We start from the raw sequence: 19,227 nt of genomic DNA on the forward strand, positions 1-19,227 counted from the left end.
TAGAATATGCAGTCCATTGGTGGGCGACCACCGTTGGACGTCACATCTCGGCGACCCACGTGGTCGGCCTCCCTCTTCTTGACTGTCATGCTCCGGAGCCCGCCGCCGCCCATGAAAACCTCTCGACTGCTCGCGCCGGAACGCCGCGCCATCGTCGGCCTTGCCAGCCTCTATGCGACTCGCATGCTGGGGCTGTTCATGGTGTTGCCGGTGCTGGCGCTCTATACCCGTGACCTCGCCGGTGCGACGCCGACACTGGTCGGTGTGGCGCTGGGTGGCTACGGGCTGACCCAGGCACTGTTGCAGATTCCGTTCGGCTGGCTGTCAGACCGACTGGGGCGCAAGGCCGTGATCGGCTTCGGGCTCGGGTTGTTCATTCTGGGCTCGCTGGTCGCGGCGACGGCCGACAGCATCGAGATGATCATCCTCGGGCGCTGTCTGCAGGGCAGCGGCGCCGTGGCGGGAGCGATCATGGCACTGCTGGCCGATCAGACCCGGGAGGAGGTTCGCACCATGGCGATGGCCTCCATCGGCATGTCGATCGGGGTCGCCTTTGCACTGGCGATGGTCGCAGGGCCACTGGCCGCAGATGCCTTCGGCCTGTCGGGGGTCTTCTGGTTGACCGCCGTGATGGCCGTCGCGAGCCTGTTCGTGCTCTGGAAGCTGGTGCCAGCTGCGCCCAGGCGTCAACATCAGGATGTGGGGCTTGATAGGCGCCAGCTCAAGGGTATCCTCGCGAATTCCGCATTGTTGCGCATGGATGTGTCGATCTTTGCGCTGCACATGATCCTGACCGCCTGCTTCGTGGCCATTCCCCAGCAGCTGGTCAATTTCGGCATCGCCCCGGCGCATCACGGCTGGATCTATTTGCCATTGATGGGGCTGGCCTTTGTCGCCATGCTGCCGCTGGTCATCGTGGCCGAGAAGTATCGGCGCATGAAGCCCGTCTTCCTGGGGGCCGTCGCGACCATCGCGACAAGCTTGCTGCTGCTGGGAGTCGATGGCATCGAGCATGCGGGGCTGGCGATGTTCCTCGGCCTGCTGTGGCTGTTCTTCGTCGCCTTCAATCTGCTTGAGGCGACCTTGCCGTCGATGATCTCAAAGCTGGCCCCGGCCGGTGCCAAGGGCACGGCGATGGGGGTCTATTCCACCAGTCAGTTCCTGGGCGCCTTCGTGGGCGGTGTCGGGGGCGGCTGGTTGACCGGGCATTTCGGTCTGAGCGGCGTGTTCTTCGCCATGGGACTGGTCGCCATTCTGTGGCTGGCCGTGGTGTGGGGCATGCAACCGCCGCGACATCTGGGCAGTGAAGTGATCGGCCTGTCACCCGAGGCCGCGCAATTGTCGGCCGTCGAGCTGCAGACACGCCTGCTGGCGATCGCCGGCGTGGAAGAGGCGCTCGTGGTGCGTGAGGAACGGGTCGCTTATCTCAAGGTCACACGCGATACACTGGATGACAAGGCGCTGGCCCGCTTCACTCGCCAGCGTGATGACGAAACTCCGGCAGGCGCGGAAGTGCCTGCCAGCTGAACCCTGACATCGGCAACACATTGCCGGTGCACTCGATACCTTCTCCGGTGCCCATGGCGCGCCGGTCTATTTGCAGGAGTAATCTTCATGGCTCGTGGCGTAAACAAGGTCATTCTGATCGGTAATCTCGGTCAAGACCCGGAAGTTCGCTTCACCCCGTCCGGTAGTGCGGTGTGCAACCTGAACCTCGCGACGACGGACACCTGGAATGATCGCCAGAGCGGTCAGCGTCAGGAACGTACCGAATGGCACCGTGTGGTGATGTTCAACAAGCTGGCTGAAGTGGCCCAGCAATACGTCAAGAAAGGCTCACGCCTGTATATCGAAGGCCGCCTGCAGACGCGCAAGTGGCAGGATCAGAACGGCAATGACCGTTACAGCACCGAAATCGTGGCCAACGACATGCAGATGCTGGATACGCGTGGTGAAGGTGGCGGCGGCAACTTCGCTGGTGGTCGCCCGCAGCAGGCGCCTCAGCAGGGCGGCCAGCAACCGGCCGCAGCCCCCCAGCAGGGTGGCCAGTTCGGTGGTCATCAGCCGGCCCCGCAGCAAGGTGGCCAGTTCGGTGGTCAGCAGCCGGCCCCTCAGCAAGGCGGTCAGTTCGGTGGTCAGCAGCCGGCACCTCAGCAGGGCAACAACTTCGGTGGCCAGCAGCCTGCCCAGCAGAACAACTCCCAGAACAACAATTTCGGTGCGCCGCCCGCGGGCAGCTTCGATGATTTCGATGATGAAATCCCGTTCTGAATAAAGTTTTTCGCCTGTGCGCCGATAGAACGCGCAAGCGATAACGATGAAAAGGCCCTCGTTCAGCGAGGGCTTTTTTTTGAATTAACCATAAGATGTTCGCGTTTTTGTTTATGTAAGCGTCTGTTTTTCATGAATTATTGCTGGCCATGAAAAATGATGCCGAGCGCGACATCCAGTGGCTTGTGCCGCGCGTAAGGGAGGTTGAGCGCCAGTCCATTGCGACTCATACATGCGTTGTAAACGAGCGTTGTGCAAAAAACGCTTCATGGCCGTATTCTCTTGGTATCTCGCCGTTGGACTGCCAGTGTTGTCGGGTGGCAATCCATGGCCTGAGAAGCCTGTCGTGGTACTCCAGAGAGGGTGCTGGCGACATGACGCCGTTGTCGGATTTCCGCCCCTATCTTGCCGACTGTGGCATGCCCCTGATGATTGAGGTTATTCATGCATGGCAGTTATTCCTACCCACTGGTCGCCCTGTCAATCGTGGTCGCCGTGCTGGCTTCACATGCAGCGCTGCAGCTGATTCGTCAGGTCGCGCTGGCCCCTTCGCGCGCCACCAGCCTCGGCTGGCTGGTGGGCGGAGCCGTGGCGATGGGGCTGGGTGTCTGGGCCATGCATTTCATCGGCATGCTGGCATATGAAAGCCCGGCTTCGGTCACCTATGCGCCCGGCCTGACGGCGTTGTCGGTGCTGATCGCGATGCTGGCCTCGGGGCTGGCGCTCTGGGTGAATACGTTGCCACGCCTGACGCCGATGCTGTTGATGACGAGCGGGACCATCATGGGCGGCGGCATCGCCACGATGCACTATACCGGCATGGCGGCGATGCAGATGCACATGCCATACCGCTATGACCCGCTGCTGTTCGCGGTGTCCATCGTGGTGGCGGTGGTGGCCGCGACGGCGGCCTTGTGGCTGGGAGGCTTCTTCTTGCGCCAGCGCCGCCCCAATCGCATCTATCAGGCCCTGGCGGCCGGCGCGATGGGACTTGCGATCGCCGGCATGCATTACATCGGCATGGCGGCGATGGAGATGATGCCGCTGACCACGCCCATCATCTCTCCCGCCGGGGCGGGCATGAACTCCGGGCAGAATCTGTGGCTGGCCCTGGCCATCGCGATCGCGACCCTGGCCGTGCTGGGGCTGGCACTCCTGGCCATCAGTGCCGAGCAGCGCATGCGTCGCAGTCGCCATTACCGCTCGCGTCTGGATGGCCTGCTGGAGTATCGGACCCGGGAGCTGCGTCATGAGCGCGATCAGGTGGCGGTCATGCTGGATTCCATCGATGAAGGAGTGATCAGCCTTGATCACGAGGGCCATATCCAGCACATCAATCCCATCGCTGCCGAACTGTGTGGCTGGGACCCGTCGTTGGCCCGCGGTCGTCCCTGGGTGCGCATCTTGCAGCTGCGCCATGAAGGTACGTTGCAGTCGGTTGCCAGCCAGCTGGAAGGGGTCTTGCAGCGTGGCGAAGTGGTGCACATGTCCAGCCAGACGCTGCTGGTGGCACGTGATGGCAGTGAATGTGCCGTGGAGCTCAAGGCCTCGCCCGTGCGGCGTCGCAATGGGGATGTCGAGGGGGCCGTACTGGTCTTCCGCGACATCAGCTATCGCCAGGCCATGATTCGGCGCCTCAACTTCCAGGCGCATCACGACAGTCTGACCGGCCTGCACAATCGCACCGCCTTCGATGACGCTCTCACCGCGGCGCTGGCCGATGGCGGCTTTCACCAGCTGCTGTACCTGGATCTCGACTTCTTCAAGGTGGTCAACGACACCTGCGGTCACGCGGCCGGAGACACCGTATTGCGCGAGCTCTCCGCGCTGATGCGAGCCCATGTGCGGGAAACGGATGTACTGGCACGCCTGGGGGGCGATGAATTCGCCGTGCTGCTCTATCGCTGTTCTCGCGAGCAGGCCATCGAGCGTGCCGAAGCGCTGTGCGCAGCCGTCAGTGCCTATCGCTACTACGATGAGGGGCGGCCATTCCAGTTGGGCGTCAGTATCGGGGTCGCGCCGGTCGAAAGTGGTGTCCAGGCCTCCGAAGTCCTGCGTCAGGCGGATGGGGCCTGCTACATGGCCAAGCAGAGCGGGCGCAATCAGGTGCATGCCTACCATGACGGAGATGCGGGATTCGAGCGCGCCCAGCGCGAGGTGCAATGGCTGCCGCTGCTGCACGAGGCGCTGGAGAATGATCGCTTCACGCTTTACATCCAGCCGATCCGCTCGCTGAGTGATGCCACCAGCAAGCCCTACTATGAGGTGCTGCTGCGCTACGTCAACGACGCGGGCGAGCACCTGGCCCCGGCGCACTTCATGGCGACGGCGGAGCGATTCGGCCTGATGCCCGAGATTGATATCTGGGTCGTCACCCAGGCGCTGCAGGTGCTGGAGTCCGATGATGGCCGCATCGAATCGGATGCCGTGCTGGCGATCAACCTCTCCGGTCAGAGCATGGGTGACCTGCGCATGCGCGATCAGCTGGCGGCGCTGGTCACGCAAAGCTCCGTCATGCCACAGCGGCTGTGCTTCGAGATCACCGAGACGGCGGCCATCAGCAATCTGGCCCAGGCGCGCGAGTTCATCTACAGCATGCGCCGGCTCGGCTGCAGCTTCGCCCTGGATGACTTCGGCAGTGGCATGTCGTCCTTTGCCTACCTCAAGGAGCTGCCGGTCAACCAGCTCAAGATCGACGGCGCCTTCGTGCGCAACCTGACTCGCGATAGCCTCGACGCCGCCATCGTCTCCGCCATCTGTGGCATCTGTGCCCAGATGGGCATCATCACGGTGGCGGAATATGTCGAGCGTCTTGAGCTGATCCCCGCCCTCGAGCTGATCGGTGTCGACTTCGTGCAAGGCTACGGCATCGGTCGCCCTCACCCGATCGGCGCCCCTTTGATCCCCATCATTCCACGCAACAACGGGCCTGCAGCCAGTCTGCAAGGTTGATAGAATGACACCTTTGCATCGTCGCCTCTTGCGGCGATGCGCCTGTTTGCTGGAGCCTGCCTGTGAAACTCTTGCTGCTAGATGCCGGGCATTGTCTTGGCCTGGGTCTGATTCGTGCGGCCGGTACGCGCGCCGATCTTGAGCTCAACGCCGTCGAGTCTGACCGTATTGGTGCCGATGACATCCGCGCCAGCCAGGCGGATGTCGTCATCGTGCCGCCGTTCGCACGCCCGGCCGATTCCGCACCTGCCGAGGTGATGGCGCATGCCGAGGCGGTGGAGCAAGTGCTGGCCGCCTGCATCGAGACCGGCACACCGCTGGTGTGGTGCGTGGCAGATCAGATGTTCGAGCAGGGCGGCGAAGGCTTGCTCGACGAGGACGAGGTGCCCTCGCCGATCGATACGGCGCTGCGCCGCGTCATCGCGACCGGTGATCGCATCCGTGCCGAGCTGCCCAATCACCTGATCGTGCGTCTTGGCCCGCTGTTCGGCCCGGAAGGGCGTGATGCCTGGCTGCCGACGCTGATCGAGCGCCTGCTGGCGGGGGAAGAGGTGCGTGCCGCCGAAGACGTCATCCTGTGCCCGACCAGTGTCGATGCCGTGGCGATGGCGTTGATCGGCATGCTCCAGCAACAGCGCTGCGGTGCGGGTGCCTGGGGGGCCTACCATCTGGCCGGCACCGAGCCCATCAGCACCTACGCCTTCGTCAGTGTCGTACGCACCCAGTTGATCACCCGTCTCGAGGGGCTGGGCGAGACGGTGGCCGCAGGCCCGCTCAAGGCGCTGACCCTCAATTCCGGTACGCCGCTGCGGCGTGTGCTCAATTGCCGCCGCGTGCTGGACACCTTCGGTGTGCATCAGAAGCCGTGGCGCCTCGAACTATCCCGCCTGATGGATGACTGGATCGCGCAGCGCGCCTCCGGCTCATCTCGCCCTGATTCGATCTGACCTGTGGAGACTGTGCCTGTGAATGCGCTGCGTAGCGTGCTGTTTTATGTAGGTTATTTCATGGCGTTGCTGCTCAGCGCCGTGGTGCTGGTGCCGCTGGCGGCCTGCCTTCCGCTACAGGCGCGCTACCGTGTCCTGCATAGCTACAACCATATCGTGCTGTGGTGGTTCCGTCTGACCTGCGGTGTGAAGGTGCAGGTGACTGGACGTGACGCCTTGCCTGAGGGGGCCTGCGTGCTGCTGGCCAACCACCAGAGCGAGTGGGAAACCATCTATCTGCAGGTGGCCAAGCGCCCGCTATGCACCGTGCTCAAGCAGGAGCTGCTAAAGATTCCGGTCTTCGGCTGGGGGCTGAAACTGCTGGAGCCGATTCCGCTGGATCGCACCCAGCCGGCCAAGGCGCTCAAACAGGTGCTGTCAGTGGGTACCCAGCGCCTCAAGGACGGCTTTACCGTGCTGATCTTCCCGGAAGGCACGCGCATCGCGCCGGGGACGCGCAAGAAGTTCAACAAGTCCGGCGCCGCGATTGCCTGCCGTGCCGGCGTGCCGGTGGTGCCGGTGGCGCACAATGCCGGTGAGATCTGGCCCAATGACAGCTGGATCAAGCGCCCGGGCACCATCCATGTCGCCTATGGCCCGGCCATCGAGACGGCGGGGCGCAAGCCGGATGCGGTGATCGCCGATGTCGAGGCCTGGGTCGAGACCAAGCTGCAGGAAATTTCCAGTGTCCAGCGTCCGCCGCTGGAAGAGGAAGCGGCGGCCGATAGCGTCGGCGCCTGACAGTTTGTCGCGCTTCTGATGCATCCGGTCCCCGCCAGCGAGTACCGGACAGCCACCAAAAAGGCCGCCCCGAAGGGCGGCCTTTTTGTGTCTCACATTGCAGACTGCATGTCTGCTGAACGCGTGCTGAATCAGTCCTGGAAACGTTCCAGAATCAGGCAGGCGTTGGTGCCACCGAAGCCGAAGCTGTTGGACAGCACACGGTCGATCTTGACGCCATCACGACGGGTCGTGACGATGTCGAGGCCTTCGGCGCGGTCATCCAGCTCGCTGACGTTGGCAGACGCGGCAATGAAGTCGTTCTCCATCATCAGCATGGAGTAGATAGCTTCCTGCACGCCAGTGGCGCCCAGCGAGTGACCCGTCAGCGACTTGGTCGAGCTCATTGCCGGACTGGCGGCGCCGAAGACTTCCTGGATGGCCTTGAGCTCGGCCACATCGCCCACCGGCGTCGAGGTGCCGTGGGTGTTGATGTAGTCGATATCGCCATTCACGGTCGCCATCGCCTGACGCATGCAGCGTGCTGCACCTTCGCCGGACGGTGCCACCATGTCGTGGCCATCGGAGGTCGCGCCATAGCCGGTCACTTCGGCGTAGATCTTCGCGCCGCGTGCCTTGGCGTGTTCCAGCTCCTCGAGCACCAGCATGCCGCCGCCGCCAGCGATGACGAAGCCATCACGGGTCTTGTCGTACGGACGCGACGCGGTTTCCGGCGTGTCGTTGTAGCTGGTGGACAGGGCGCCCATGGCGTCGAACAGGCAGGACAGGGTCCAGTGCTCTTCTTCACCACCACCGGCAAACACGATGTCCTGCTTGTTCAGCTGGATCTGTTCCACGGCGCTACCGATGCAGTGGGCAGACGTGGCACAGGCCGAGGAGATCGAGTAGTTGATACCCTTGATCTTGAACGGCGTGGCCAGACAGGCAGAGACGGTCGAGCCCATGGTGCGAGTGACGCGGTAGGGACCGACGCGACGCAGGCCCTTGGCGCGCATCACGTCTGCGGCCTCGACCTGGTTCGCGGAGGAAGCGCCACCGGAACCGGCGATCAGGCCGGTACGCTCGTGGGAAACCTGCTCTTCGGTGAGACCGGAATCGGCAATCGCCTGCGCCATGGAGATGTAGGCATAGGCCGCAGCATCCCCCATGAAGCGCAATTGCTTGCGATCGATGTGGTCTTCGAGATTGATGTCGACAACGCCGGCCACGTGGCTACGGAAGCCCAGCTCGGCGTATTCCTCTTTGCGGCGGATACCAGAACGTCCTTCGCGGAGCGATTCCAGGACCTGCTGGCGATCATTGCCCAGGCAGGAAACAATGCCCAGCCCGGTGACTACCACTCTACGCATGGGAGCCTCCCGTTCAGAAGTTCGCAGTGGAGGTGAACAGACCGACGCGCAGGTCGTTGGCCTGATAGATGTCGCGACCGTCAACTGTCACTGTACCATCGGCGATGCCGAGGATCAGCTTGCGAGTGATGACTCGCTTGATGTTGATGGTGTAGGTCACTTTCTTGGCGGTCGGCAGCACCTGGCCAGAGAACTTGACCTCGCCGCAGCCCAGCGCGCGGCCACGGCCCGGATTGCCCAGCCAGCCGAGGTGGAAGCCCACCAGCTGCCACATGGCATCGAGGCCCAGGCAGCCCGGCATCACCGGATCACCCGGGAAGTGGCAGTCGAAGAACCACAGGTCCGGAGAGATATCCAGCTCAGCAATCAGCTGACCCTTGCCGTGGCTACCGCCTTCCTCACTGATGTGAGTGATGCGATCCAGCATCAGCATGTTGGGAGCAGGCAGTTGCGCATTGCCCGGGCCGAAGAGTTCGCCCTGGCCACAGGCCAGCAGCTCGTCGCGAGTAAAGGAGTGTTGCTTGGTCACTGAGTCATTCCGAGTAGCGGGATGGTAATGCCGTACGAGGCACCTGAGCGCCTGAATGGGGCTAGTCTAATGGCTGGCACCCCTGAATGCACGTGGGGGCCAGACTAAAGGGCAGCAAGGGCGGGTGCAAATAAGTCCTACAGCTGGGGGGAAAGTGGTCGATAGGAGCTAGTGTGTGATTCGCGCGGGATTCCCTTTGCCGGCATCGGTCGCAATCCGCTGGAGCCGTGCCGAGAGTGGCCCGCCCCCTGCAAATGCAGGATCATCCCCGATGACCCCTTCCACCGAGAGCTGCTTATGTGGCCGCAAGCCCACTTCAATCGGCCCCTGATCATCGGGGCGCTCGTTGCCTTGACAGCGCTGCCCTGGTTGCCGGGGCTCGAGCTGCGTCTTGCCGCGTTGCTGCCCGCCGTTCTGGCGGGGCTGGACATCGCGCGCCAGCGTCGTCGCCAGCTGCTGCATCGTCAACTGCTGGAAGCCGCCGTGCACCTGAGCAGTGATGGTCTGGTGATCAGTGATCGCCACAATCGGGTGCTGGCCGTGAACGCTGCCTTCAGTCATATCACCGGTTACGCACCGGAAGAGATCATTGGTCGCAACCCTTCCCTGCTGTCTTCCGGGCGCCATGACGAGGAGTTTCACGCCCGTTATCGCCAGGCGCTCGAGGTCAATGGCCACTGGGAGGGCGAGGTCTGGAATCGGCGCAAGCAGGGGGATGAATACCCCGAGTGGCTGCGGGCACGCCGTATCGAGCAGGGCGGCGACGTCTTTCATGTCGCTCTCTTTACCGATATCACCCGCCACAAGGCACGCGAGCAGGACCTTCAGCGTCTGGGGCTGGAAGACGCCCTGACGGGCCTGCCCAATCGCCGCCGGCTGGGCGACCTGCTGGTCAGTCGCCTCAATGGCCTGCGCGCCGGGGAGGCGATGGACCTGGCACTGATCGATATCGATGAGCTCAAGAGCATCAATGATGCCCTGGGCGCGGAAGGGGGCGATCGTCTGCTGCAGCAGTTCTCCCAGCGTCTGACGGCGCTGGCGCGTGGCGGTGTGGTCGGGCGCATCGGCGGCGACGAGTTCGTCATTCTGCGCTCCACGGCGGGGGGCGAGCATACCGCCTGGGTGGATGAGCTGCGTCAGGTGCTGACCAAGCCCTTCGAGATCGGCGATCAGGCGCTGCACCTTGCGCTGTCGATCGGCAGCTGCCGCGCCCCGGAGGATGGCGCTGATGCCGATGTGTTGATGCAGCGCCTGGAAAGCGCCCTGTATGCCGCCAAGCGACATGGTCGCAATACCGACATGCGCTTCCAGCCCGCACTGGATGCGGGCGGCGATCTGCAACTGGGGCTGGCGAATGACCTGCGGGTCGCCATCGAGAGCCAGGGGCAATTGCAGCTGCACTATCAATGTCAGCACGACGCCAGCACCGGCAAGGTCGCGAGTGTCGAGGCGCTGTTGCGCTGGAAGCACCCGCTGCGGGGGGCCATCTCACCGGCCGAATTCGTGCCGCTGGCCGAGCGCCACGGCCTGATGCTGCGCCTGGGCAATTGGGTGCTGCGCGAGGCGGTACAGCAGCAGGCCAGCTGGCGGCGCGCCGGTCACCGCCTGTGCATCTGGGTCAATGTCTCGGCCTTGCAGCTGATCCAGGGTGGCTTTGAGGCCTCGCTGGCGGGCCTGCTGATGGAGTATGACGTGCCCGCCAGCTCCATCGGGCTGGAGCTGACGGAATCGGTATTGCTGGATGAGCGTGCCGGCGACGTCTCACGACGCCTGGCGGCATTACGCGCTCGCGGCCACCAGATCGCGGTGGATGACTTCGGCACCGGCTATTCGTCACTCGCCTATCTGAAGGACCTGCCGGTGGACAAGCTCAAGCTGGACCGCGCCTTCATCCGCAGTCTGCCCGGCGAGCGTGCGGATGCCGCCATCACCATGGCGGTGCTGGCGATGGCCAAGGGCTTGGGCATGGAGATGATCGCGGAAGGCGTCGAGACCGCCGAACAGCGTGAATATCTGGTATCGAATGGCTGCGGCTGGATCCAGGGGTTCTACTTCTCGCGGCCGGCGCCCGCGGGGGAGGTCATCGAGCGACTCAATGGCTACGAGGCCGGCAATCTGGCCATCAAGGCCGCCTGAGGCGCTCAGGCGCGCTCGGCATGGCCATGCAGGCGTGCGATGCCCAGGCACAGGCCGGCCCAGATCAGCGCCTGGGCCGGTAGCAGCCAGTCGGCGAGGGTCACACTGGCGAGCTGCGCCCCGCCGTAATAGGACAGCGGCGCACTGATGGCACCGCAAGCCGCCGCAAGCCAGGGCCGCTGCCACAACCAGCGCAGTGCATGATGGATCGTGCTGGCGAACAGCGGCCACAGACACCACATCCAGACAGGCAGGGGCAGCCAGTGCGCCCAACCAGGCGTGTCCGAGGTGATGGTGTAGCCACCGGCCAGTGACAGGCTGCCATCCACCACCATGCCCAGCGCCACGAAGGCGGCCAGCCAGCGCAGCTCGCGCAGGCGCTCACCCATCGGCACGATCAGCCACAGATGCACGGCCAGTATCAGCGGCGTGGCCAGCAGGGCGACCGTCGAGCCGCCCAGCACGCAGCAGAACCAGCCGAGCTGGAAGAGCCCGGCATTGAGCAGTGCTCCAGGGCGCTCGGACAGCATGTTCAGGCGTCCCAATCCTGGAGCCCCGCCTGTACCGGACGCGCCCCCGGCCCCCCCAGCAGCAGCTGACAGGTGCCGATGGTGCGCTCGCGGAAGCCCCCCTCGCAGTACGCCAGGTAGTAACGCCACATGCGCACGAAGCGCTCGTCGTAGCCCTGCGCATAGACCTCCCCGAGACGCGCCTCGAAGCGCTGCCCCCAGGCCTTGAGCGTGGCGGCGTAGTGCAGGCCGATATCCTCGAGCTGCAACAGGTTCAGCTGGGTATCCTGCTGCATGGCGGTGAGAATCGCCGCATGGGACGGCAGGAAGCCGCCGGGGAAGATGTAGCGCTTGATGAAGTCCATCTCGCGGCTGGCGGCCACGAAGCGCTGATCGCGAATCGTGATGGCCTGCAGCGCGATCAGGCCTGCCGGTTCGAGCAGGCGCTCGAGGGTCTTCAGGTAGGTCGGCAGATACTGATGGCCGACCGCCTCGATCATCTCCACCGAGACGATGCGATCGAAGCGACCTTCCAGTGCCCGGTAGTCTTCCTTGAGCAGCGTGATGCGATCCTCCAGCCCTTTCGCGGCGATGCGCGCCCTGGTATAGGCGTACTGCTCATCGGAGATGGTCGTGGTGGTCACGCGGCAGCCGCGTGTTCTTGCGGCATGGATCGCCAGCCCGCCCCAGCCGGTGCCGATTTCCAGCAAGTGATGCTGTGGCCCCAGTTCCAGCAGGTTGAACAGCTTCTCCAGCTTGTGGGTCGAGGCCGCCTCCAGACTGGCTTCGGGATAGGGGAACACCGCCGCGGAATACATGCGGTGCTCGCGATCGAGAAACAGCTCGAAGAGATCATTGCCGAGATCGTAATGCGCCGAGATATTGCGCTTCGAACCCGCCAGCGTATTGCGCGCCAGCGCGTAGGCGACGCTCAGCGCCCACTTGGACAGGCGCGACGTCCCGCTGTCCACCGAGTCATTGACCTGTTCGAGGTTGTAGGCGAACAGGCGCACCAGCCCGACCAGATCATCCGTCTCCCACTGGCCATCCATGTAGGCCTCCGCCGCCGCGACGGTGCCACCCAGTGCCATGCGCCGCCAGGCGCGTGAGTCATGGATACGCAGCGTGACGTTGCGCGCGCCGCCCTTGCCCAGCACGTGGCGCTCACGACCTTCCAGCACCGTCAGGCTGCCACCCTCGAGCTTGTCGAGCATGCGCAGCAGGCGTGGCCGCAGCAGCCGCGTCAGGCGGTCCGCTGGTGCCCGGGTCGTGGCCAATGTGGGGGGAGCGGGTTCGAATTGGCTCATGATGAGTTCCTCATGATGAAGACGGCGAGCGCGGATGGTCGAAGATCGGCACGCGCTTGAGCGCCAGACGCAGCGCCTCGAAATGAATGCCTGCGACCGTCTTGAGCGTCATCCAGGGGAAACGCAGCAGCAGGCGATGAAAGGCGCGCGGGGTAGCCGGTTCCAGATGCAGGCTCAGGCTGGCATCGAACAGCGAGTGCTGCGCTTTCCGCGCCGTATCCCCGGTGAGGGGGTGGTTTTCCATGTGCAGCAACAGCTCATCCGCGCTGGGGTCGTTGAAGCGCCAGTGATAGCGCATGCCCATCGGCATGAAGGGCGAGACATGCATGCGCTTGTCGAACTGCGCCGCCTGCATGCGACGCTGCGGGTCCGTACGGGCGGCATACAGCACGCGCTCCCCCCAGGGGATATTGGTCACCTCACCGAGCACGGCGCCCAGCTGGCCTGAGGCGTGATAGAGGTAATAGAGGCGGATCGGATTGAAGCCGATCCCGAAGTGGCGCAGCTGGGTCAGCAGAAAGATGCGCCCCTGCGGCAGCGGCGCGTGATCACCACTGCGGGCAAGCTCACGCTGGCAGGCGGCGCGCACCCGTTCCTCGAGTGGGCCATCGGCAATGTCGTGGACTGCGGCCGGCAGATGGTCACTGTCGCGAAAGGCCAGTGGCGCGGCGTGACTGGCGCTCACCAGGCGCGTGCCGGCCATCAGCGTCGGCAGCTCATCCAGTGCCAGCCATGCCATGGCGACGCGATAGCGAAAGGCATGCTGGCGCGGCGCGTGGCGACGGTGGCGCAGCGTGCCATAGCCGATGCGGCTGGCGGGCGCCTTCAATCGTCTGCCTCGCGCGCATCCAGTGCCTCGGCGACCCGCAGCGCACTCCATACGCCATCCTCGTGAAAGCCGTTGCGCCACCAGGCGCCACAGAAATGGGTGCGGCCCACCGCGCCGTCCTCCTTGGCCTGCGCGCCGGAAATCTGCGTGAAGCGCGCCTTGGCGGCTTCGGCGGCCAGCGTGAAGCGCGGGTGGTCATAGGCATAACGGCCCAGTACCCGAGCGGGATCAATCGCGTCGCTGTCATTGAGCGTGATGCAGAAGGTCTCGCGGGGCGTGTGCTCGCGCTCATCAAGGCGTTGCAGGATGTTCATGTCATAGGTGACGCTGGCCCGCTGGGCGTCGTCGCGCCCATCGAGGCGGTAGTTCCAGCTCGCCCAGGCCGCCTTGCGCCTGGGCAGCAGTGAGGTGTCGGTATGCATCACCACCTCATTGCGCTGGGTCGTGATCGCTCCCAGCACCGCGCGCTCCTGCTCGCTGGCATCGCCGAGCAGCGCCAGTGCCTGCGGTGCATGACACGCCATCACCACCTGGTCGAATCGTTCACGGCGGCCATCGGCATGCTCAAGCGTCACGCCGTCGGCGTCGCGCAGGACCCGGGTGATCTTGCTGTTGAGGCGAATGCGCTCGGCATAGCCCTCGGTCAGCGGTGCGATATAGGTGCGCGAGCCACCGACCAGCGTGAACCACTGTGGGCGGTCATTGACCGACAGCAGGCCGTGATGGCGGAAGAAGCGCACGAAGAACAGCAGCGGGAACTGCGCGATATCCGCGATGCTGGCGGACCAGATCGCCGCGCCCATCGGCAGCAGGTAATGCTCACGGAATACCTGCGAGTAGCCATTGGCATTCAGGTAGCTGCCCAGGGTCGCGCCCTCGGCGAGCTTGCCGTCGTCCAGATCGGCGGCAGCCTGCTTGTTGAAGCGCAGGATGTCGCGCAGCAGGCGATAGAAGCGCGGACGCAGCAGGTTACGTTTCTGGGCGAACAGCGACAGCAGGGTATGGCCGTTGTACTCGAAGTCCTCGGTGGTGGTGTGCACCGAGAAGCTCATCTCGGTGGGCTGATAGGCCACGTCGAGACGTTCCAGCAGGCGCTGGAAATGCGGGTAGGTGCGGTCATTGAAGACGATGAAGCCGGTGTCGATGGCCCAGTCGCTGCCATCGGCGCACTGCACATCCATGGTGGCGGTGTGGCCGCCCAGGCGCTCGGCTGACTCGAAGACATGTACTTCATGCTTGCGACTCAGGTAATAGGCCGCTGACATGCCGCTGATGCCGCTGCCGATGACGGCAATGCGCTGGCGGGGTAGAGGCGCTGTCGCGTAGGTCGTTGTCGTGTTCATGCCACTCCAGAAGAAGAACGCACCATGTCGTCATGAGCAGAAGCGTTGCCGGGTATTCGGCGCGGGCAGGTATTGTCGATCTTGCCTGCCGCGCACTCAGTCGCGGGTCATGCGTAGACCGATGCTGCGTCGCAAGGGGGCGGGCAGGATGCCCAGCAACTTGACCAGCAGCGTGAAGCGGCGCGGAAAATGGATGTCGAGCCGATGACGCGCGAGCCCAGCCACGATCGCCTCGACCGCCTGGTCGACAGTGACCTGCATCGGCATCGGGAAGTCATTGCGCTCGGTCAGCGGTGTCTTGACGAAGCCGGGGTGAATCACGCTGACATCGATGCCCTGGTTGTCGAGGTCCAGTCGCAGCGACTCCAGGAAGTAGCTCACCGCGGCCTTGGAGGCGCCATACGCCTCCGCGCGTGGCAACGGCAGGTAGGCCGAGGCACTGGAGACTGCTGCCAGCTGCGGTCGCTCACCGCCGTCTGCCGCTGCCATGCGCAGTAGCGGCAAGGCGCTTTCGATCACATCCACGGCGGCCTGGAAATTGGTCGCGAACACGCGGTGGACCAGGTCTGCCTCGAATTCCCGTGCATCCAGATATTCGCAGGTGCCAGCGTTGAGCAGTGCAAGGTCGAGTCCACCAAAGCTGGCCTCTATCTGGCTGGCCGCCGCGCGGATGGCCTCACGGTCGGTGAGGTCGAGGGTCACGACCAGCGCTTCCCCGGGGCCTTGCTCGGCATCGGCTGCGATGGCCTCCAGCTTGTCGGCGGAGCGCGCGCTGAGGGCGACCCGGTGGCCATCCGCCAGCAGCCGGCGTGCCAGACCTTCGCCGATGCCGGAGCTGGCGCCGGTCAGCCAGATGCGTTTGCGAGCCTTTGCGGTCGTCGATGCGGTCGTCGATGTGGTGCTCGAACCATGACTGGCCATTTCCCCTCCTTGGCATGTATGTGTCTGGCGTGCCTGACTGTGTCTGTGTGCCTGTGTGCCTGCGTGTCTGCGTACCTGTGCCTTGCCTGCCTGGCCTGCCTGGCCTGGCGGATCTGGATGGCACTGACTCAGAGAACGCCGGGCGTGTCCGTATGGATGTCGCCAGGGCTCAGCCCTCTTGCTGCTCAATCCATGCGACGTTTCAGCAGGCCGATCACGCTGCGCAGTACGGGCACCTGCTCGTAGAGCAGCTCGCCGGCATCGAAGAAGTCACGATGTTCGATGACTTTTCCGTCTCGGAACTCGAGGCGTGAGGCACCCTGCACGCTGATGTCCTTGCCCCCGTTCAGACGGGGATGGCGATAGGTCATCGTCCAGCTGAGCCAGGCAAGTCCCTGTTCATTGCCTTCATCCGCATTGCCTTCATCCGCAGGGCCGGCGGCTTGCGCTTGCATCGGCCCCAGCGGGTGATGAAAGACGAAGTCGATGGCGGCGACATTCATGTACAACCCTGAGAAATAGGCGTTGAGTGCCGTCAGGCCGCGGACTTCATGCAGGGGGTCGCGAAAGACGATATCGTCACTGTAGACTGATTTGAGCAGTTCTGTAGAGGTTTTGTCCAGCTTTTCGTAAAGACGACATACCCGAGTCAGGGCCGGGCTCATCTCGTCGGGTAGCGATTGCATGGCAATGCTCCTGAAGGGGCGGGAGACAAGAGCGGCCTGCTGAAGATCAGCAGGCCGCTTGAGGGGTCATTCGCTTTTTGACAGCGCCTTGAAGGTATCCAGCGCCCGCTGGCGGGCGGCCTTGTGGTCGACGATCGGTCGTGGATAGCCCGTCTGTTGGCAGTCATCCGCACTGGGCTGGTGGCGCCGCTTGGCCGGCAGCTCGGCCAGCTCCGGCACCATGCTCGCGATGAACTCGCCGTCCTTGTCGAAGCGCTGGCCCTGGGTGGTCGGATTGAAGATGCGGAAATAGGGCGCGGCGTCGGTGCCGGTGGAGGCCGCCCATTGCCAGCCACCATTGTTGGCGCCCAGCTCACCATCGACGAGATGGGTCATGAAGAAGGCCTCGCCGCGCCGCCAGTCGATCAGCAGGTGCTTGGTGAGGAACATCGCCGTCACCATGCGCAGGCGATTGTGCATCCAGCCGGTCTGCACCAGCTGACGCATGGCGGCATCGACGATGGGGTAGCCGGTGCGGCCCTCGCACCAGGCGGCGAAGCCTGCGTCGTCATCGCGCCACTGCAGGGCCTCGGTGTGGCGCTGGAAGGGGCGGTGACGATTGACGCGCGGGAAGCCGACCAGGATGTGCTGGTAGAACTCACGCCAGATCAGCTCGTTGACCCAGCTGGTCAGGCCGACATCGCCATCGGCGAGGCTGCCGTTCTCTGCCAGTACGGCGGCGTAGCATTGGCGGGCCGAGATCATGCCCAGCGCCAGATAGGGCGAGAGCTCGCTGGTGCCACGGGTGGCGGGAATATCGCGCTGCTCGTGGTAGCGGCGCGCGCGGAAGGTCAGAAAGCGTTCCAGCCGCTCCTGCGCGGCCTCTTCGCCGGCCGGCCACAGCTCGGCGTCCAGCGCTGTCGCCGGCTCGCCCTTGAGCGTCTCGGGCAGTGGCGGGATGGCATCGCCGTGGATCTCGCGCCCCTGGGCGTCACGGGGCGTGGCTTGCACTTCAGGTGCCTCGTTCAGCGCCAGACGGCGGGAATCGACTTCCTTGTGCCAGCGCTTGGAGAAGGGCGTAAAGACGCCGTAGTAATCGCCCTTGCCGGTCAGCAGCTCGCCGGGCGTGAAGGCCAGCATGTCGGTGTAGCGATGCAGGCGGACGTCGCTCTCGGCAAGGCGCTCGCGCACGCGCCTATCGCGTTCACGCTCATTGACGGCATATTCGTCATTGAAGTGCAGAGCCTGGGCACCCAGCTGATCGCACAGCGCGGCCAGCGCCTCGGGCACCTCGGCGAAGGTGTCGCAGTCGAGCACCTTGAGCGGGATGTGATAGCCGGCGAGCGCCTGTTGCAGGACATGCAGGCCGCGGCGCAGGAAGTCGAGCTTGTTGGCGCCGTGGCCGTGCTCGACCCACTGCGCCAGGCAGGGGGCGACGACGGCCACGACCGGGCCGCGTGCGGCAGCCTGCGAGAGAGCAGTGTTGTCGTGTACGCGCAGATCACTGCGCAGCCAGACCAGCTGCAGGGGAGCCCCCGCTGGTGCGGAGGCGGGGGAAGAGGCGGATGGTGAGTCAGATGACATCGGGGCTCCTTGGCGATCGGTGAAACCAATGCCGAGCAGGAGCCTGCGATCAACGTGCCATCAAGGACCTCAGGCGAGCGACCGCCTGAATCGGGTCGGCCCCCAGGCCTTCAATGGGCCCGTCTACCAGCTCCTGCTGGCGAATCTGGGCGGCCGGGCCAGCGATGGCCAGCGGCACGCTCAATTGTTCCGCGACCCGCGGCAACTGACGGCGCATGACATCCGAGCGCTCGGCCTGGGTGCCGACCAGCACCACGGCCTGTGCCTGCAGGCGCTCTGCGGCCAGCGGCAGCTCCGCCAGCGGCAGTGGGCCATCCAGCAGGCTGACGTGATAGCCGGCGTCGCTGGCGACCAGCGCGAACAGCAGCAGCCAGCTCAGGCCCGGCTCTTCCGGCAGGCGCGTCAGCGTGATGTGCGGGGCGTGACGCTCCTGATTGGCAAACACCAGCCGGGCACCGATGCGCGAACGCAGGAAGCTCTCGAAGAAGCACTGGGCCAGGCGGGTGCCGAAGGTGGCGGTGCCGCGCTCCTCGAGCTGCTCGAGCAGCGGACGCCACAGGCGCTCGACCACGCTGCTGACCGGGTACAGTGCCAGACTCTGGTTGTACAGCTCGGCCAGGCGCGCCTCGTCCTGGGCGTCGATGGCGGCCAGTGCCAGCTGCTGCTGGCCACTCCAGCTGCCTTCGTCCGGCATCGGCGTGCTTTCCGGCTGCGGCTGGTCGAGCAGCTCGCGTACCTGGCTGACAGGTACTCCGCGGTTGAGCCACTGCAGGATGTGTTCGATCCGCTCGATGTCCTCGCGGGCATACAGGCGATGCCCCTTGGGCGTACGGCGGGGCTCGATCAGTCCGTAGCGGCGTTCCCAGGCTCTCAGCGTGACCGAATTGACGCCGGTCAGGCGAGAGACTTCGCGGATCGGAAACAGCGGCGAACTGGCAGTTTCCGTGGCCTTGTCAGTCATGAATGGTGTTACCTCTGGCGGTGACGAGGCATCCCGGGTGAAGCACAGGTGAGGACGACACACAGGGTAAAGTTGAAGTGTCGTCACTTGGGGCGCTGTGGGATACCGGCAATGCATCTTGTGCACTAGCTGTACATGTGGGCA

Annotated in this window: 16 protein-coding genes; 6 read left to right on the forward strand and 10 right to left on the reverse strand. The window is 64.5% G+C overall.

Annotated elements, in window-relative coordinates; genetic code table 11:
• Nucleotides 1–111: 111 nt before the first annotated feature.
• From AOG28_RS14495 to AOG28_RS14515, 5 genes are all read left to right on the forward strand, one after another.
• Nucleotides 112–1,527: an MFS transporter gene (locus AOG28_RS14495; protein WP_054556904.1), complete on the forward strand. Its 1,416-nt coding sequence runs from the start codon at nucleotides 112–114 to the stop codon at nucleotides 1,525–1,527.
• 87 nt (nucleotides 1,528–1,614) lie between these two features.
• Nucleotides 1,615–2,271: a single-stranded DNA-binding protein gene (gene ssb / locus AOG28_RS14500; RefSeq protein ID WP_054556905.1), complete on the forward strand. Its 657-nt coding sequence runs from the start codon at nucleotides 1,615–1,617 to the stop codon at nucleotides 2,269–2,271.
• A gap of 444 nt (nucleotides 2,272–2,715) precedes the next feature.
• Nucleotides 2,716–5,223 (forward strand): bifunctional diguanylate cyclase/phosphodiesterase, encoded by a 2,508-nt coding sequence (locus AOG28_RS14505; RefSeq protein ID WP_054556906.1) that lies wholly within the window; start codon nucleotides 2,716–2,718, stop codon nucleotides 5,221–5,223.
• A 62-nt stretch (nucleotides 5,224–5,285) separates the two neighbouring features.
• Nucleotides 5,286–6,170 (forward strand): sugar nucleotide-binding protein, encoded by an 885-nt coding sequence (locus AOG28_RS14510; protein WP_054556907.1) that lies wholly within the window; start codon nucleotides 5,286–5,288, stop codon nucleotides 6,168–6,170.
• A 60-nt stretch (nucleotides 6,171–6,230) separates the two neighbouring features.
• Nucleotides 6,231–6,950: a lysophospholipid acyltransferase family protein gene (locus AOG28_RS14515; RefSeq protein ID WP_054556945.1), complete on the forward strand. Its 720-nt coding sequence runs from the start codon at nucleotides 6,231–6,233 to the stop codon at nucleotides 6,948–6,950.
• A 131-nt stretch (nucleotides 6,951–7,081) separates the two neighbouring features.
• Here AOG28_RS14515 and fabB read toward each other — a convergent pair whose 3' ends face one another.
• The gene (gene fabB / locus AOG28_RS14520; RefSeq protein ID WP_043334810.1) at nucleotides 7,082–8,299 is read right to left on the reverse strand and encodes a beta-ketoacyl-ACP synthase I; all 1,218 of its coding nucleotides are present in this window, start codon (nucleotides 8,297–8,299) and stop codon (nucleotides 7,082–7,084) included.
• Between the two features lie 13 nt (nucleotides 8,300–8,312).
• On the reverse strand, nucleotides 8,313–8,828 hold the full coding sequence (gene fabA, locus AOG28_RS14525; RefSeq protein ID WP_043334808.1) for a 3-hydroxyacyl-[acyl-carrier-protein] dehydratase FabA: 516 nt from the start codon (nucleotides 8,826–8,828) through the stop codon (nucleotides 8,313–8,315).
• A 297-nt stretch (nucleotides 8,829–9,125) separates the two neighbouring features.
• Here fabA and AOG28_RS14530 point away from each other — a divergent pair, with 297 nt between their 5' ends.
• Nucleotides 9,126–10,964: a putative bifunctional diguanylate cyclase/phosphodiesterase gene (locus AOG28_RS14530; protein WP_054556908.1), complete on the forward strand. Its 1,839-nt coding sequence runs from the start codon at nucleotides 9,126–9,128 to the stop codon at nucleotides 10,962–10,964.
• A 5-nt stretch (nucleotides 10,965–10,969) separates the two neighbouring features.
• On the opposite strand, the gene AOG28_RS14535 is transcribed toward AOG28_RS14530, so the two are convergent.
• From AOG28_RS14535 to AOG28_RS14570, 8 genes are all read right to left on the reverse strand, one after another.
• A complete protein-coding gene (locus AOG28_RS14535) occupies nucleotides 10,970–11,494 on the reverse strand; it encodes a DUF2878 domain-containing protein (RefSeq protein ID WP_054556909.1) in 525 nt (174 codons plus the stop codon).
• A gap of 2 nt (nucleotides 11,495–11,496) precedes the next feature.
• Nucleotides 11,497–12,780: an SAM-dependent methyltransferase gene (locus AOG28_RS14540; RefSeq protein ID WP_054556910.1), complete on the reverse strand. Its 1,284-nt coding sequence runs from the start codon at nucleotides 12,778–12,780 to the stop codon at nucleotides 11,497–11,499.
• 10 nt (nucleotides 12,781–12,790) lie between these two features.
• A complete protein-coding gene (locus tag AOG28_RS14545) occupies nucleotides 12,791–13,609 on the reverse strand; it encodes a DUF1365 domain-containing protein (RefSeq protein WP_235507046.1) in 819 nt (272 codons plus the stop codon).
• The gene (locus AOG28_RS14550; protein ID WP_054556912.1) at nucleotides 13,606–14,952 is read right to left on the reverse strand and encodes an NAD(P)/FAD-dependent oxidoreductase; all 1,347 of its coding nucleotides are present in this window, start codon (nucleotides 14,950–14,952) and stop codon (nucleotides 13,606–13,608) included. Before AOG28_RS14550 ends, AOG28_RS14545 begins: the two co-directional genes overlap by 4 nt.
• Nucleotides 14,953–15,048: 96 nt before the next feature.
• Nucleotides 15,049–15,873 (reverse strand): SDR family NAD(P)-dependent oxidoreductase, encoded by an 825-nt coding sequence (locus tag AOG28_RS14555; protein ID WP_054556913.1) that lies wholly within the window; start codon nucleotides 15,871–15,873, stop codon nucleotides 15,049–15,051.
• Nucleotides 15,874–16,058: 185 nt separating this feature from the next.
• Nucleotides 16,059–16,559 (reverse strand): nuclear transport factor 2 family protein, encoded by a 501-nt coding sequence (locus AOG28_RS14560; protein WP_054556914.1) that lies wholly within the window; start codon nucleotides 16,557–16,559, stop codon nucleotides 16,059–16,061.
• Between the two features lie 66 nt (nucleotides 16,560–16,625).
• Nucleotides 16,626–18,122: a deoxyribodipyrimidine photo-lyase gene (gene phrB / locus AOG28_RS14565; protein WP_054556915.1), complete on the reverse strand. Its 1,497-nt coding sequence runs from the start codon at nucleotides 18,120–18,122 to the stop codon at nucleotides 16,626–16,628.
• Between the two features lie 49 nt (nucleotides 18,123–18,171).
• A complete protein-coding gene (locus tag AOG28_RS14570) occupies nucleotides 18,172–19,083 on the reverse strand; it encodes a MerR family transcriptional regulator (RefSeq protein ID WP_043335996.1) in 912 nt (303 codons plus the stop codon).
• Nucleotides 19,084–19,227: the final 144 nt, after the last annotated feature.

This window comes from Cobetia sp. UCD-24C (assembly GCF_001306765.1).
Taxonomy (GTDB): domain Bacteria; phylum Pseudomonadota; class Gammaproteobacteria; order Pseudomonadales; family Halomonadaceae; genus Cobetia; species Cobetia amphilecti.